Origin of the sequence: Pantoea sp. YU22 (genome assembly GCF_003970755.1) — a bacterium.
In the GTDB taxonomy this organism is placed as follows: domain Bacteria; phylum Pseudomonadota; class Gammaproteobacteria; order Enterobacterales; family Enterobacteriaceae; genus Pantoea; species Pantoea piersonii.
On sequence record NZ_RYDU01000013.1, the window covers coordinates 47,645 to 62,229 of the forward strand.

13 protein-coding genes are annotated in these 14,585 nt (G+C 54.9%); 10 read left to right on the plus strand and 3 right to left on the minus strand.

Annotated elements, in window-relative coordinates:
• Positions 1 to 7: 7 nt before the first annotated feature.
• The 4 genes from envC to EKL29_RS16670 all read left to right on the plus strand — a co-directional run bounded on the left by envC (position 8) and on the right by EKL29_RS16670 (position 4,450).
• Positions 8 to 1,309 (plus strand): murein hydrolase activator EnvC, encoded by a 1,302-nt coding sequence (envC, locus tag EKL29_RS16655; protein ID WP_126690241.1) that lies wholly within the window; start codon positions 8 to 10, stop codon positions 1,307 to 1,309.
• Positions 1,310 to 2,215, plus strand: a complete 906-nt coding sequence (locus EKL29_RS16660) for a divergent polysaccharide deacetylase family protein (protein WP_126690242.1) — start codon at positions 1,310 to 1,312, stop codon at positions 2,213 to 2,215.
• A gap of 104 nt (positions 2,216 to 2,319) precedes the next feature.
• Complete coding sequence (locus tag EKL29_RS16665; protein WP_126690243.1) at positions 2,320 to 3,546, plus strand: glycosyltransferase; 1,227 nt, start codon at positions 2,320 to 2,322, stop codon at positions 3,544 to 3,546.
• Positions 3,539 to 4,450, plus strand: coding sequence for a hypothetical protein (locus EKL29_RS16670; RefSeq protein WP_126690244.1), 912 nt, complete (start codon positions 3,539 to 3,541; stop codon positions 4,448 to 4,450). The genes EKL29_RS16665 and EKL29_RS16670 overlap by 8 nt, the downstream gene beginning before the upstream one ends.
• Before the next feature lie 24 nt (positions 4,451 to 4,474).
• Here EKL29_RS16670 and tdh read toward each other — a convergent pair whose 3' ends face one another.
• A complete protein-coding gene (tdh, locus tag EKL29_RS16675; protein WP_126690245.1) occupies positions 4,475 to 5,503 on the minus strand; it encodes an L-threonine 3-dehydrogenase in 1,029 nt (342 codons plus the stop codon).
• A gap of 10 nt (positions 5,504 to 5,513) precedes the next feature.
• Positions 5,514 to 6,707, minus strand: a complete 1,194-nt coding sequence (locus tag EKL29_RS16680; protein WP_126690281.1) for a glycine C-acetyltransferase — start codon at positions 6,705 to 6,707, stop codon at positions 5,514 to 5,516.
• A gap of 232 nt (positions 6,708 to 6,939) precedes the next feature.
• Here EKL29_RS16680 and rfaD point away from each other — a divergent pair, with 232 nt between their 5' ends.
• Genes rfaD through EKL29_RS16710 form a run of 6 tightly spaced genes read left to right on the plus strand, consistent with a single transcriptional unit; the run spans position 6,940 to position 13,331 of the window.
• The gene (gene rfaD / locus EKL29_RS16685; RefSeq protein WP_126690246.1) at positions 6,940 to 7,872 is read left to right on the plus strand and encodes an ADP-glyceromanno-heptose 6-epimerase; all 933 of its coding nucleotides are present in this window, start codon (positions 6,940 to 6,942) and stop codon (positions 7,870 to 7,872) included.
• Positions 7,873 to 7,888: 16 nt separating this feature from the next.
• Positions 7,889 to 8,947 (plus strand): ADP-heptose--LPS heptosyltransferase RfaF, encoded by a 1,059-nt coding sequence (gene rfaF / locus EKL29_RS16690; protein ID WP_126690247.1) that lies wholly within the window; start codon positions 7,889 to 7,891, stop codon positions 8,945 to 8,947.
• Positions 8,935 to 9,903 carry a lipopolysaccharide heptosyltransferase RfaC gene (gene rfaC, locus EKL29_RS16695; RefSeq protein ID WP_126690248.1) on the plus strand — a complete coding sequence of 323 codons (969 nt, stop codon included), beginning with the start codon at positions 8,935 to 8,937 and terminating at the stop codon, positions 9,901 to 9,903. The genes rfaF and rfaC overlap by 13 nt, the downstream gene beginning before the upstream one ends.
• A complete protein-coding gene (locus EKL29_RS16700; protein WP_126690249.1) occupies positions 9,900 to 11,066 on the plus strand; it encodes a glycosyltransferase family 4 protein in 1,167 nt (388 codons plus the stop codon). Before rfaC ends, EKL29_RS16700 begins: the two co-directional genes overlap by 4 nt.
• 1 nt (position 11,067) lies before the next feature.
• Positions 11,068 to 12,324 carry an O-antigen ligase gene (locus EKL29_RS16705; protein WP_120458086.1) on the plus strand — a complete coding sequence of 419 codons (1,257 nt, stop codon included), beginning with the start codon at positions 11,068 to 11,070 and terminating at the stop codon, positions 12,322 to 12,324.
• On the plus strand, positions 12,324 to 13,331 hold the full coding sequence (locus EKL29_RS16710; RefSeq protein ID WP_126690250.1) for a glycosyltransferase: 1,008 nt from the start codon (positions 12,324 to 12,326) through the stop codon (positions 13,329 to 13,331). Before EKL29_RS16705 ends, EKL29_RS16710 begins: the two co-directional genes overlap by 1 nt.
• Here EKL29_RS16710 and EKL29_RS16715 read toward each other — a convergent pair.
• The gene (locus EKL29_RS16715; RefSeq protein ID WP_126690251.1) at positions 13,314 to 14,291 is read right to left on the minus strand and encodes a polysaccharide deacetylase family protein; all 978 of its coding nucleotides are present in this window, start codon (positions 14,289 to 14,291) and stop codon (positions 13,314 to 13,316) included. The genes EKL29_RS16710 and EKL29_RS16715 overlap by 18 nt on opposite strands.
• Positions 14,292 to 14,585: the final 294 nt, after the last annotated feature.

The window sequence follows — 14,585 nt, forward strand, 5'->3', positions numbered from 1 at the left end:
CTGGCCTATGAAGGGAAAAGCGACTGTTTTAGCCACAAGGACTCGTCACAGCGGAAAGAAACGCCCGTTGCCTGCACACCTGTCCACTCTCTCCTTCAGCCTGCTTTGCGCGGGCGTACTGTTATTGCCTGCGGCTGCGCATAGCGCCGACGACAGCAAATCGCAGCTAAAATCCATCCAGCAAAATATCGCCGAAAAAGAGAAAAGCGTTAAGGCGCAAAAAATTGCGCGCAGCAAGCTGCTCGATCAGCTGCAAAGCGAGGAAAAGGTGATTGCGCAGGCGAGCCGCCAGCTGCGTGAAACCCGCAACAGCCTGAACGCGCTTAACAGCGAAATCAGCCAGCTCACCGCCTCGATAGCGCGGCTGGAAAAGCAGCAGTCGCATCAGGAAAGCCTGCTGGCTCAGCAGCTCGATGCGGCGTTCCGTCAGGGCAAGCATAACGGCGTACAGCTATTGCTTGGCGGCGAAGAGAGCCAGCGCAGCGAACGTATTCTGGCCTATTTTGGCTATCTCAACGACGCGCGTCAGCAGAGCATCGACGCGCTGCAAAAAACCCGCCAGACGCTGGGCGAGCAAAAAACGTCGCTGGAGCAGAAACAGCAGCAGCAAAAAACGCTGCTGGCCCAGCAGCAAGGCCAGCAGGAGAAGCTGCAACAGGCGAGCGCGGCCCGTAAGAAGACGCTGAGCGCGCTGGAAAATGCGCTGGAAAAAGATCAGGCCGATCTGGTGGAGATGCGGCAGAACGAAAGCCGCCTGCAGGACAAAATCGCCCGTGCCGAACGCGAGGCGCGCGAGCGTGCTGCACGAGAAGCGCGTGAGGCGGAAAAAGTGCGGCAGCGTCAGGCGCAGGCGAAAGCCAAAGGCTCCACCTATCAGCCGACACAGAGCGAACGCGAACTGGTGGCGCGTACCGGGGGCCTTGGCCGCGCAGGCGGACAGGCGATGTGGCCGGTGCGCGGACGTATCGAACACCGCTTCGGCGAGCAGCTGCAGGGCGAGCTGCGCTGGAAGGGACTGGTGATCGATGCGCCGGAAGGTTCCGAAGTCAAAGCGATAGCCGATGGCCGCGTGCTGATGGCTGACTGGTTGCAGGGTTACGGACTGGTGGTCGTGCTGGAGCACGGCAAAGGCGATATGAGCCTCTACGGCTATAACCAGAGCGCGCTGGTGAGCGTTGGAGCCCAGGTGAAGGCCGGACAGCCTATCGCCCTGGTGGGCACCAGCGGCGGACGCGGTACGCCATCGCTCTATTTTGAAATCCGACGTCAGGGACAGGCCGTCAATCCACTCCCGTGGTTAGGAAGGTAAGTGTTTTTTCAACGTCCCCATCTCGCCGCCGTTATCGGCGGACTGTTACTGAGCTGCGCCGCCCATGCGGGCAAGCTCGCCATTGTTATCGACGATTTCGGCTATCGGCCTTCTGAAGAGAATAAAGTGCTGCAGATGCCCGCCGCGATCTCCGTCGCGGTGCTGCCTGACGCGCCCGGCGCGCGTTCGATGGCGATTAAGGCCCATCAGGGCGGACATGAAGTATTAATCCATCTTCCCATGGCGCCGCTCAGCAAGCAGCCGCTGGAAAAAGATACGTTGACGCCGGAGATGAGCAGCGAAGAGATCGCGCGTATCCTGCGCAATGCGGTCAATAACGTGCCTTACGCCGTTGGGCTGAATAACCATATGGGCAGCAAAATGACATCCAGCCTGCCCGGCATGGTGAAGATGATGCAGGCCCTTAATCAGTACAATTTTTACTTCCTCGACAGCATGACTATCGGCAACAGCCAGTCGGTGCCCGCCGCGCAAGGCACGCGTGTGAGGGTGCTGAAGCGCCGCGTCTTTCTGGACGACAGCCAGGATATTGACGCGATTCGCCAGCAGTTTGCGCGAGCGGTAAAGCTGGCGCAGCGCGACGGCTACGCTATCGCTATTGGCCATCCCCATCCTAATACCGTGCGTGTGCTGCAGCAGATGCTGCCGACGCTGCCTGCGGATATCACGCTGGTGCGTCCGAGCCAGCTGCTGAATGAGCCGCTGCACGGCGGGTCGTCCCCGGCTAAGCCGCAGCCGCGACCGCGTCCGCAGAAACCGGGCTTCCAGCCGCCTGGCGTATGTCAGGTGCAGCCGCAGCCGGTTCCGGCAACAAAAGCGCTTGGTGTTGTGTGGGAGAGCGTTAGCCAGAGCGTTATCGCACAAAGGCTAAAATCGCTTTTCTAAAAAGCGATTTCATTCGGCCACGTAGCCTTAACATTCTTTTCTGAACAGAAATCACTATAATCCGGAGCGAGCTACGCAGACCGGTTATAAGGATTTCTGTCAGGATGGGGACGGCGAAACAAAGAATTATGCTGCTGGATAACGGCAGAGAATGGGGCGGCGGCACGAACAGCATGCTGGAGCTGCTTAAACGCATCGACCGTGACGCTTTTGATATCACCTGCTGCTTTTATCACAATTACACGCGCGGCAATGGCGAAACGATCGAATCGGTTCTGAACGCCATCAATATACCGGTGATCTTTATTCCGCAGAGAAAGCAGCCGGTCTGGGCGAAACTCGCTAAGGAAGCTGCACGCGCCCTGCTTTTCTTCAGTCGTCGTCTGAAAAAAGAGGCGGTCGACGCTATTGACGCACGCTGGCGCGTGCTGCCCAACGCCAGCAAGCTTCGCGCGCTTTTGCAACAGGGGCGCTACGATACGCTCTATATGAATAATCAGCCCAGCACGAATGTTGAAGGCTACGTCGCTGCACGCGATCTTGATATTTCCGTTGTTCAGCACTGCCGCATTGAACCGCTGATGAACAGCCGTCTGGTAAAAATGGTTAACGATGGGTGCGATGCGGTGATTGCCGTTTCGCATGGCGTAAACCAGACATTACGCGCCAGCGGAGTTGATGCCTCACGCTGTTTTACCGTCTCCAACGCGATTGATATCCACCAGCCTTTACCCGACCGCGCGACGGTGCGCCAGCGCTTAAACCTGCCGGCAGAGGCCTTTATTTTCGGGACTATCGGCTCGCTGATCCTGCGCAAATCGAACCATCATGTTCTGCAAGCGTTAAGCCATTTCAAACAGGCCTGTCCCGATGCGAACTGGAAAATCATTGTGGTTGGCGATGGACCGGAAGCAGGCCCGCTACGCCAGCAGGCCGAGAGAGAAAATATTCTCGACCGGGTAATCTTTACCGGTTTTCAGAATAACGCGCTGGATTACCTCGCCGCTTTTGACGTCTTTATCCTGGCGTCCCGTAGCGAAGGTCTGCCGCGCGTCGTGCTGGAGGCGATGCTGGTAAACACCGCCGTGGCAGGTTCCCGCGTGGTTGGCACTGAAGAATTAATCAGCCATAACGACACTGGCCTGCTGTTTGAATATGGCGATGTCGCACAGTTAACACAACATCTCATCACGCTCTGGCAGGATCAGGCCTTGCGTCAACGATTAACCCATGCCGCATCGACGCGCGTTCGGGCCCAATACGCTATCGAAAACTACGTTAAAGGCGTAGAAGCCATCCTGAAAAGCGTCACAAGGAAGAAGCATGCTTAATTTTCTTAACCCGCGCTTTCGTCACGTGCGCGCACGCCATAACTTGCCCTATTCTCAATCTGACGTGCAGGGCGAGACTCCCGTTACATCGATCGTTATCCCTTGTACCGGGGAAGATTATATTGAAGAAGCGAAGCTCAGCGCGCTGTTTGCTGAACGTTTTGCAACTGCAGCCCAGGAGATCGTTATCGTTAGCGACCAGCCTGCCGCTGCATTTGGCACGCTGCCGGGCAAAACGCGGATTGTCACGCTGGAAGTGCCGCAGCGCGAAGAGCCCTATCCCTACAAGCAAATTTATCGCAGCCGGCTGATTAAAATACAGGCGCCATTACACGCGCAGGGCGAAGGGATCCTGATGATCGATTCCGATCTCAATTTGCTCAAAATGCCTGAAATCAGCATGAAAACCGGGCATTTTTATTCCAGCTTCCGTCAGGGAAAGATGATTGCCAAACTGGCTGGCGCGGCGCAGGAAACCATCCCCGCTTATTATAAACTCAGCGTTCGTCCTTACCTTGTGGACCATGTTAACGGTGCTTATCTGGCGGCTACGCGCCAGACCTGGCAACGCATCTGCCCGCTCTGGCTGACATTATTTGATGACACATGGAAATTAATGAACGATAGCCAGCCGCCAACCGATCAGCTGCCGCTGGCGTGCCTGCTGGATCTGCTGGACCTCCGCACCGTTAATCTGGGCGAATGGGCGAACTGGCCGGTCTCTAAACGCATCGGCGGCAAGCCGGGGCTTATACCGCCTGAAGTGGTGGGCGCACACGGCGGCTTTCCCCTTTCTGAATGGCAGAAATATCTGGATGATCCCCGCCAGCCGCTGACCTTTAAGGGTCAGGATTACACCCGAAAAGTGCGCTACCTGACGGATGCGGAGAAGCAACAGCAATAGCCATAAAGCCGCCTGCGCGGCTTTTTAATCCCAGCTCAGCACCACTTTTCCTGAACGCCCGGAACGCATTTCGTCGAAGCCTTGCTGAAAGTCGTCGATAGAGTAGCGGTGGGTGATCACCGGCGTGAGATCGAGCCCAGACTGAATCAGCGCTGCCATCTTATACCAGGTCTCGAACATTTCACGGCCATAAATGCCTTTAATAAACAGTCCTTTGAATATTACCTGATTCCAGTCGATAGCCATTTCTCCCGGCGGGATGCCGAGCAGCGCAATGCGTCCGCCGTGATTCATCACCTCCAGCAGCGTACGGAACGCAGGCGGCGCGCCGGACATCTCCAGCCCGACGTCGAAACCTTCCGTCATCCCCAGCTCGCGCATCACGACGCGCAGATCCTCATGCGCCACGTTAACCGCGCGCGTCACGCCCATCTTACGCGCCAGTTCAAGGCGATAGTCGTTGATATCGGTGATCACTACGTTGCGCGCGCCGACATGTTTACAGACCGCCGCCGCCATAATGCCGATAGGGCCAGCACCGGAAATAAGCACATCTTCGCCTACCAGATCGAACGACAGCGCGGTGTGCACCGCATTGCCGAAGGGGTCGAAAATCGCGGCGAGCTCGTCGGAAATATTGTCAGGGATGCGGAAGGCGTTGAAAGCCGGGATCACCAGATACTCGGCAAAACAGCCCTGACGGTTTACGCCCACGCCGATGGTATTGCGACACAAATGGGTGCGTCCGGCACGACAGTTGCGGCAGTGTCCACAGGTAATATGCCCTTCGCCAGAGACGCGATCGCCGATGCTGAAGCCGCGTACCTCCTGGCCGATTGCCACCACTTCGCCAACATATTCATGCCCGACGATCATCGGCACAGGGATCGTTTTCCGCGACCAGTCATCCCAGTTATAGATATGGATATCGGTGCCGCAGATAGCGGTTTTACGGATCTTGATCAGCAAATCGTTATGGCCCGGCTCCGGTATCGGCGCATCGGTAACCATCCAGATACCTTCCTGCGCATGAAGTTTGGCTACCGCTTTCATTCAGAGCTCCTCAGGCGATCACGCCAAGCTGTTGTCCAATACGGGTAAAGGCGTCTACTGCGCGCTCCAGCTGCTGCTGGGTATGCGCCGCCGAAATCTGCGTGCGGATGCGCGCCTGACCGCGCGGCACCACAGGAAAGAAAAAGCCGGTAACGTAAATCCCCTCCTGCTGAAGCAGGCGGGCGAACTCCTGCGCCACGCTGGCTTCGCCCAGCATCACGGGAATAATGGCGTGATCGGCGCCCGCCAGGGTAAAACCGGCTGCCGTCATCTTCTCGCGGAAGAAGCGCGCGTTGTCCCACAAACGCTGTCGCAGGCCATCGCCTTCGCTCAGCAGGTCGAGTACGCGAATTGAGGCGGCAACGATCGCAGGCGCCAGCGAATTGGAGAACAGGTAGGGGCGCGAGCGCTGTCGCAGCCATTCAACCACGTCTGCGCGGGCGGCGGTATAGCCGCCGGAGGCGCCGCCCAGCGCTTTGCCCAGCGTGCCGGTAATGATGTCGATGCGTCCCATAACGTCGCAATATTCATGCGTGCCGCGGCCGGCCGCGCCGACAAAGCCTACCGCATGGGAGTCATCCACCATCACCAGCGCATCAAACTCGTCAGCGAGATCGCAGATGGCGCGCAGGTTAGCGATCACGCCGTCCATAGAGAAGACGCCATCGGTAGCGATAAGGATATGGCGTGCGCCTTTTTCCCGCGCTTCAACCAGACAGGCCCGCAGCGCCTGCATATCGTTGTTGGCGTAGCGATAGCGCTGCGCCTTGCAGAGCCGCACGCCGTCGATAATCGAGGCATGGTTTAGCGCGTCGGAGATGATCGCGTCTTCCGCGTCCAGCAGGGTTTCAAACAACCCGCCGTTGGCATCAAAACAGGATGAATAAAGGATGGCATCGTCCATGCCGAGAAACGCCGCCAGCTTTTTCTCCAGCTGCTTATGGGTATCCTGCGTGCCGCAGATAAAGCGTACCGAGGCCATACCAAAGCCATGCGATTCCATGCCCTCTTTTGCCGCCTGAATTAACGCTGGATGATTAGCCAGTCCTAAGTAATTGTTGGCGCAAAAGTTAATAACCTGATCGTCGCCGACTTCAATATCGGTTTGCTGAGCGGAGGTAATGATGCGCTCCTGCTTAAACAATCCTTCCCGGTGCGCCACATCCAGCTGCTGGCGGATCTGCTGATAAAATTGCGCTGGCATCATTGTTCTCCTCAGATGGCATAAATTCGGCACATCTTACTGAATAAGAAGGATGCTAACGATAAATCGACCAAGAGAATGTTAATTTTGCAGCATAGTTCACGTCAGAGGGCGGAGCGGCGACAGCGTGTCGGAGTCATCTGGCTGTCTGCTCCGTGATGAAATGTTATGATATGAGACATTAGCGCGTGAAACCGCCTGTTTCATGCCCCCAACTTTTAAGGTAGAGCACATGATTATCGTCACTGGCGGCGCGGGAATGATTGGCAGCAATATCGTCAAGGCGCTCAACGATCGTGGTATTCGCGATATTCTGGTCGTCGACAACCTCAAAGACGGCACCAAATTTGTCAATCTGGCCGATCTGGATATCAGCGATTACATGGATAAAGAGGAATTTCTGACCTATATCGCCGCGGGCGAGGATCTGGGTCCGATTGAGGCCGTTTTTCATGAAGGCGCCTGTTCTGCGACGACGGAGTGGGACGGCAAGTACATGATGGACAATAACTATCAGTACTCCAAAGATCTGCTGCACTACTGCCTGGAGCGTGAAATTCCTTTCCTCTACGCCTCTTCTGCCGCGACCTACGGCGGCCGTAACGACAATTTTATCGAGAAGCGCGAATATGAGCAGCCGCTGAACGTTTATGGCTATTCGAAAATGCTGTTCGACCACTACGTGCGTCAGATCCTGCCGGAAGCGGAATCGCCGGTATGCGGCTTCCGCTATTTCAACGTTTACGGCCCGCGCGAAGGCCACAAAGGCAGCATGGCGAGCGTGGCGTTCCACCTCAATACGCAAATCGCCAGCGGCGAAAATCCCAAGCTGTTTGAAGGCAGCGATAACTTCAGACGCGACTTTATCCACGTTGATGATGTGGTCGCGGTCAATCTGTGGTGCTGGGAAAATAACATTTCCGGCATCTACAACTGCGGTACCGGCCGCGCCGAATCGTTCCAGGAAGTGGCGGACGCGGTGCTGAAATTCCACCAGAAAGGGCAAATCGAATACATTCCCTTCCCGGATAAGCTGAAAGGCCATTATCAGGCCTATACTCAGGCGGATCTCACCCACCTGCGTGCGGCCGGATATGACAAGCCGTTCAAAACCGTGGCGCAGGGCGTGGCCGAATATATGGCCTGGCTGAACCGCAACGCATAAGGAACGCGTACCGGCGATGAAAATTCTGGTTATTGGCCCGTCGTGGGTCGGCGATATGATGATGTCGCAAAGCCTCTATCGCACCCTCAAGGCTCAACATCCGGACGCCGTGATTGATGTGATGGCACCTGCATGGTGCCGTCCGCTGTTGTCGCGCATGCCGGAAGTCAACCAGGCGCTGGCGATGCCGCTGGGGCACGGCGCGCTGGCGCTCGGCGAGCGGCGCCGCATTGGCAAAAGGCTGCGCGCCAGCGGCTACGATCGCGCCTATGTGCTGCCTAACTCCTTCAAATCTGCGCTGGTGCCTTTCTTCGCCGGAATTAAACGCCGTATCGGCTGGCGCGGCGAGATGCGCTACGGCCTGCTGAACGATGTACGCGTGCTGGACAAAGCGGCGTTTCCTCTGATGGTGGAGCGTTATATTGCGTTAGCCTGCGACACGCCGGTCACCTCGGCGCAGCAGTTGCCGCAACCGCTGCTCTGGCCGCGGCTTCAGGTAGAGGATCAGGAAAAAATCGAGACCGCCGCCCAGTTTGAGCTGTCGGCGGAGCGGCCGCTGATCGGTTTTTGTCCCGGAGCAGAATTTGGCCCGGCGAAGCGCTGGCCGCACTATCACTACGCCGCGCTGGCGCAGCAGCTGATTGCCGAAGGCAAGCAGGTGGTACTGTTCGGTTCGGCAAAAGACCGGGCCTGCGGTGACGAGATTATCGCGGCGCTGCCTGCGGAAGCGCGACATTACTGCCGCAACCTGGCGGGCGAAACGCAGCTTGAGCAGGCGGTAATTTTGATTGCGCGCTGCGACGCCGTTGTCAGCAATGACTCTGGCCTGATGCATATCGCCGCCGCGCTCAATCGCCCGCTGGTGGCGCTTTACGGGCCAAGCAGTCCCGACTTTACGCCGCCGCTTTCCAGACAGGTGCGCATTATCCGCCTGATCACTGGCTACCATAAGGTGCGCAAAGGCGATGCCGGAGAGGGCTATCATCAGAGCCTGATCGATATTCAGCCGACGCGCGTTCATCAGGAGCTGAGCGAACTGCTGGCTCACCCGCAGGAGACGGCATGCACGTCCTGATCGTCAAAACCTCGTCGATGGGCGATGTGCTTCATACGCTTCCCGCCTTAACCGATGCCATGCAGGCGATCCCCGGTATCCGATTTGACTGGGTAGTGGAAGAAAATTTCGCCCAGATCCCCTCCTGGCATCCCGCGGTGGATAAAGTTTTGCCGGTAGCGATTCGCCGCTGGCGCAAACACTGGTTCGGCAGCCAGCAGCGCGAAGAGCGCGTGCGCTTTAAGCGCGATTTGCAGTCGCGCCAGTATGATGTCGTGATCGATGCGCAGGGGCTAATCAAGAGCGCCGCACTGGTGACCCGTCTGGCCAGAGGCGTTAAGCATGGCCAGGACAGCCGCAGCGCGCGCGAACCTTTCGCCAGCTGGTGGTACGACCAACGCCATGAAATTGACAAGAAGCAGCATGCGGTAGAACGGACGCGCGAGCTGTTCGCCAAAAGCCTCGGCTATGAGAAGCCGCAGACCCAGGGCGATTACGCCATCGCCGCGCACTTTCTGCGCGACGAGCCGCAGGATATCGCCCCTTATCTGGTATTCCTCCATGCGACGACGCGCGACAACAAACACTGGCCGGAAAGCCACTGGCGCGAGCTGATCGGCCTGCTGCAGCCAGCCGGACTGCGTATCAAGCTGCCCTGGGGCGCCGAGCACGAACATCAGCGCGCCCAGCGCCTGGCGGAAGGCTTTGATTACGTCGAGGTGCTGCCGAAGCTGACGCTGGAGGCGATAGCGCGCGAACTGGCGGGCGCCAGAGCGGTCGTGTCAGTGGATACCGGGCTGAGCCATCTGACCGCGGCGCTGGATCGTCCCAATATCACGCTCTACGGGCCAACGGATCCGGGCCTGATTGGGGGTTATGGGCAGAATCAGCAGGCTCTCTGTCCGCCTCAGGGCAACAACATGTCCGATATTAGCGCGGAAGCAGTCAAAGAAAGGCTGGAGAAAGCTTTAGGATGAAAAAGCTCCACATTATCAATCTGGGTAAAATGGGCGGCGTTGAGCGCCTTTTTCTGCAGTACATCAACGACTTTTCTGAGGGAAAGGATGAGGTTATCTGCATCAGCAATGAGATCGATGAAGACATTCGTCGGCAGATGCCGCAGCAAAAGATTACCTTCGCGAGTCGTTTGTTTAACGGCTTTAAATTAAAAGCTCCCCAGTCACTCAGAAAATATCTCTTGCAGAAACGGGTTGAGGCCAGCGATGCGCAGGTCATTGTGGTCTGGGATTTAGTGCCCCGGCTGACAGCAAAACCGAAACGAGCAAAGCTGGTCTATTACGATCATGGCTGCTCCTGGCGCTACCCAAAGAACCATAAAACTCTGAGTTTTATGCGCATGTTGGATGGCGTTATCTCTGCATCTTCAGCCTCTTCTCAGGTAATGAAGCATCGGTTTAATCTGCCCTGCCCCCATCATGTGGTGATTAACCGCATCATGACACCGCCCGGTATCCGGACAGAACCTCGCGTCCTGACGTCGCCAGTTAAAATCGGCACGGCTTCGCGTCAGGTCAGCCTGAAAGGGATTAGCGTCACCCTGTTGACGCTGAAAGAATTATTGCAGCGAGGCCATAACGTTACGCTTGAAATCGCGGGAAAAGGGCCTGACCGTGATGCGTTTGCCGCTCTGGCCAGAAAGCTGGAGATTGAGGAAAACGTCACTTTCAGCGGCTTCCAGCAGGACATAGCGCCGTTTTTTAATCGTATCGATATCTATATGAGCACGCCGGTTACTGAACCTTTCGGCCTGTCATGCATGGAGTCTCTCTATTTCGGCGTACCTGTTATTTATCCTCTGATCGATGGGCAGCCCGAAGTTATAAAAAATGGGGTGTGTGGTATTGGGCTGACGCCTTCCGTTACTATTGAGGAGCATGAAAAGCTGACGGGCATACGGGTAGATTTTCCTTACGACGTCTACGATCCCGTAAAAAATATCATGACTCGCCCGCTACTGCTTTCCCATACCGCCTGCGCGGACGCTATAGAAACGTTATTAAATCCGCCAACCTATCAGCGCTTTAGCGCAGAGGCGAAACGCTGGACAAAAGAACATTTTGATTACGCCGTTTTCAGGATCGAATTCAACGGTGCGTTGAGCGCTATAACTGGTAGCTGATATGAAAATTAAGCCGACTCTTTTTCGACAGGATACGCCGCATTTATTTTTTAGCCTGCTCATTTTCTCCGGATGCGCCCTCGCTTTTCTGACGGCCCCGTTCGGTGGATCATTCGGCAGAAACGTTTTTTATATCACTAGCTATCTGGCGCTGGCAGGATTTATTGTTCATTCCAGATATTATCTGCAAGAGAAAAAAAACCTGATTTTGCCCGGCGCTCTTTTGCTTGTCGGGTTAGTAAGTATTATCTGGACCACGATCTATAAACAACCCGGGGATTACATTACACTTTACCGACAATATCAGTCGACCGGAAGGCTACAAATTGCAGCCTCATTTTTGCTGCTGGTGACGCTAAACGAAAGGCGTATACGCCAGCGCGCCGCAATCAGTGCCGCCGTTATTACAGGCCTGGCCGTAAACAGCTATGCGCTTTATCAGGGTATTCATCTCCATATTGACCGGGTAGAGCTCAATTATGACCGGGCAACCGTTGCTGCTTATATCATCACGGCCGTAAACCTCGTTTTTATTAAATCAGCCCTGCTATTCAGGACGCGTCACAAAATATGGCTGTTCGCCCTGTTATTTATAGTGACTTACGCCACTGTCATCCTGACCGGAACGCGGGCAGCCATGCTGGCTTACCCCATACTGGTGCTGATCCAGGTCTTGTTTACTAAGGATGTCATACAGCGTAAGCATAAAATCATTCTCTTTACCGCCCTTCCGGTATTGCTGGTGATTAGTGCGCTGGTTTTCCAGAGTAAAATTCAGTCGCGCATTCATGACTTAAAAGAAAACATTGCCATGATGCATGAAACGCAGGGAGAAAACTCGTTAATCTCTCGTATCAGTATGCAGACTGTTGCCTTCCACACCGGCTCCAGCGCCCTGGCCGGGCAATCCGCGGAGGAGCGCGGGCAGAGAGCTGAAGCGTTAATTAAACAAGACCCCAGCCTCTATGGCGCACAGATTTATCTGACCGTGCATATGCATAATGAACTACTGGAAAACTTCTCTATAAAAGGTCTTTTCGGCGTTCTTTCTTTAATCGGCCTGTATCTGAGTTTGATCTACTGCTCGTTCAGGCCCATGCGCAACTCAGCCCTGCTTTCCATATCCATATCGCTCATTGTTTATGGCTTGAGCGATGTGATTTTCTTTAGTACGGAAGCAACCTTACTGTATTGCCTGGCAATTATCTTTAGCGTGATGATAATGAAACAAAATAATCCCTCTGAGGACAGGCGCTAATGACAGAACAGGCGTATCTGCTGAGCGTCATCGTTCCCTTTCACAATGATGAGGCTTTTATTGTTTCCTGCCTGACCTCACTGTTGACTCAGGCTGATGACGATATGCAGGTTATTATCATCGATGATGGTTCGACCGATAATTCGGCGCAACAGGTTGCCACGCTATTAGCGCGCTACCCTCACCAGCATATTACTTTTATCCAGCAGGAAAATCAGGGCATTGCGACAACACGTAATGTCGGGTTACGTCACGCAAGCGGCGAGTTTATTACTTTCCTGGACGGCGATGATCTCATAAGCAGTAACTATTATTCTGTCATTAAGCCAGTACTGCTTGAAGGTAGCGACGATCTTATCGATTTCGATTATGCCCGCTTTGACGAGACGCCGCCTGTAGCGCCGCAAAGCGAAACGGCGCAGCGGAAGGTTTATGATATTCCGGAGCAGGGTCTCGCCTGTTTACACCCGCTGTTTAAACGTGCAATGTGGCATTTGTGGAACCGTATCTACCGGCGTACCCTGCTGGAAAGCGAGCGCTTCGAAGACGGCCGTCGCTATGAGGATGTGATTTTTACGCCCTTTCAATACTTCAAAACCCGCCATATTTGCCATCTGGATAATACGCTTTACTACTATCGTGACAACCGCGGCGGCATAACACGCAATATTCGCCCGAGCGATATCAGTGACATGCTTTTTGCACTGGAAAAAATGCGAACCCTGGCTGAAGCGCGGCGCGATGAACCCGATTTCCGCAGGCTGGCGGCGGACATGATGTTGAACTGCTTTAGCGAAGTAAAAAGCATGTCAAAGGCGCTCTATGGCTATTACTACTACTCCCCTGAGACCAGGAAAGCGCTAAAAGCCGCCGCCTTAATTTGCCGAGGCTACTGCAAGCCGAAAAAATACTGGCAGATGCGCTATCCGGGCCTGGACACCTTCTTTTCAGCCATGCGCCGCATCGGCAAAAAAAAGCCAGCGTCGGCTTTACACCGACGCCAGTAACTGCTCTTTTTTCTGAATGGCGAATTCTGTCAGCGTCATGCCCTGGGTACGACTTTGCAACCAGCTGAAGAGCTGTTCAAGATCGTCATACAATCGTTCAATATCCGCTTCGTTTTTAAAAGTCGGGCTGCCGTCGGGCATGAATTCAGACGAATGGAGCATAAACTCCACATAATCGCAGCCCTGAGCCAGTGACTGTTCTGCTACCTGCTTCATCTGTGCAAGGTTGCCGCCTACGGGCCTGAGCCAGTTTACGGAAGGACCGCGCCGCTTGCCTCGCAGGCTGTCCCAGGCGGATTTCAGTCGGGTAGCAAGGGGGCCGTGCCGATACTGGATGCTCATGGGCACTTCTAATAAGCCTGACAGTCCAGGCTGCGATATATCGTTCTGGTTAAGGAAGTAGGCGCGATCGGGGAAACGACTATAATCAGTACCACCATTTCCTTGCGGCGCTCCGGCGGAACCGCGCCAGTTAACGCGCGGTGTGACAGAACAATCGACGAGATAGCCGTTATCCACCAGCGCCTGCGCATATATTTCGTTGAATGCCCAGCGCCCAGCGCGATGGCTGCACATCTTCGTCTGAAAAGTATTTTCCAGCAGATCGGTCATAAAGGCGACTTTGTCGCGCAAAACCTGCTCTGGATATTCAATCAGGTAGGGCTGGTAGCGCCAGTCATCATCGGTAAGAGCATGAGCTGGCGGGCTATGCCAGGCGTGCAGGTGCATTCCTACTTCGCCCTGACCACGCGCCAGCACATCGCGGGCGAAATCGACATAGGCGGGATCGCTCGCCATCTCGTAATTGGTCAGCCAGGTGGGTTTAAAACCATACTTTTCGCATAACGCCTGAAATCGCGGCAAAAAACGAACATTATGCGTTGTAACCTGGCCGCTACGGTTGCGCCAGAGGTTATCGCCTTCAGTATCGAGCGTAATTAAAAAAGCTGGTTTTTCCATTGCTTATCCGTAAAACGAGGTGCCGCAGTAAGCTGTTATGTTACGCAGGCAGGACGCAAGTGGCAAAAAATTTAATGGCAGAGTTCTTACTCTGATTTGCAGCAGAGCATGTTTGGTTAAACTAAAATAATTTAAGCTGTAAGTTCTTTCACCTTGTTACGTTAACGTTTTATAAAACAAGGGTAGGATATCCCAGCATGGCTCCTTTAAGATTGGGTCCATTACAAGATTAGTGTTTATACACTTTTTTCTGCCAGGTCGAAGCAGCCTTGTATTTAACTCTGTAAAGGCTGG

What these genes read in the sequence shown, in the direction of transcription:
- envC (WP_126690241.1), top strand. Translation starts at nt 8, where the DNA reads ATGAAGGGAAAAGCGACTGTTTTAGCCACAAGGACTCGTCACAGCGGA.
- EKL29_RS16665 (WP_126690243.1), top strand. Translation starts at nt 2,320, where the DNA reads ATGGGGACGGCGAAACAAAGAATTATGCTGCTGGATAACGGCAGAGAA.
- EKL29_RS16670 (WP_126690244.1), top strand. Translation starts at nt 3,539, where the DNA reads ATGCTTAATTTTCTTAACCCGCGCTTTCGTCACGTGCGCGCACGCCAT.
- tdh (WP_126690245.1), bottom strand. Translation starts at nt 5,503, where the DNA reads ATGAAAGCGGTAGCCAAACTTCATGCGCAGGAAGGTATCTGGATGGTT.
- EKL29_RS16680 (WP_126690281.1), bottom strand. Translation starts at nt 6,707, where the DNA reads ATGCCAGCGCAATTTTATCAGCAGATCCGCCAGCAGCTGGATGTGGCG.
- rfaD (WP_126690246.1), top strand. Translation starts at nt 6,940, where the DNA reads ATGATTATCGTCACTGGCGGCGCGGGAATGATTGGCAGCAATATCGTC.
- rfaF (WP_126690247.1), top strand. Translation starts at nt 7,889, where the DNA reads ATGAAAATTCTGGTTATTGGCCCGTCGTGGGTCGGCGATATGATGATG.
- rfaC (WP_126690248.1), top strand. Translation starts at nt 8,935, where the DNA reads ATGCACGTCCTGATCGTCAAAACCTCGTCGATGGGCGATGTGCTTCAT.
- EKL29_RS16700 (WP_126690249.1), top strand. Translation starts at nt 9,900, where the DNA reads ATGAAAAAGCTCCACATTATCAATCTGGGTAAAATGGGCGGCGTTGAG.
- EKL29_RS16705 (WP_120458086.1), top strand. Translation starts at nt 11,068, where the DNA reads ATGAAAATTAAGCCGACTCTTTTTCGACAGGATACGCCGCATTTATTT.
- EKL29_RS16710 (WP_126690250.1), top strand. Translation starts at nt 12,324, where the DNA reads ATGACAGAACAGGCGTATCTGCTGAGCGTCATCGTTCCCTTTCACAAT.
- EKL29_RS16715 (WP_126690251.1), bottom strand. Translation starts at nt 14,291, where the DNA reads ATGGAAAAACCAGCTTTTTTAATTACGCTCGATACTGAAGGCGATAAC.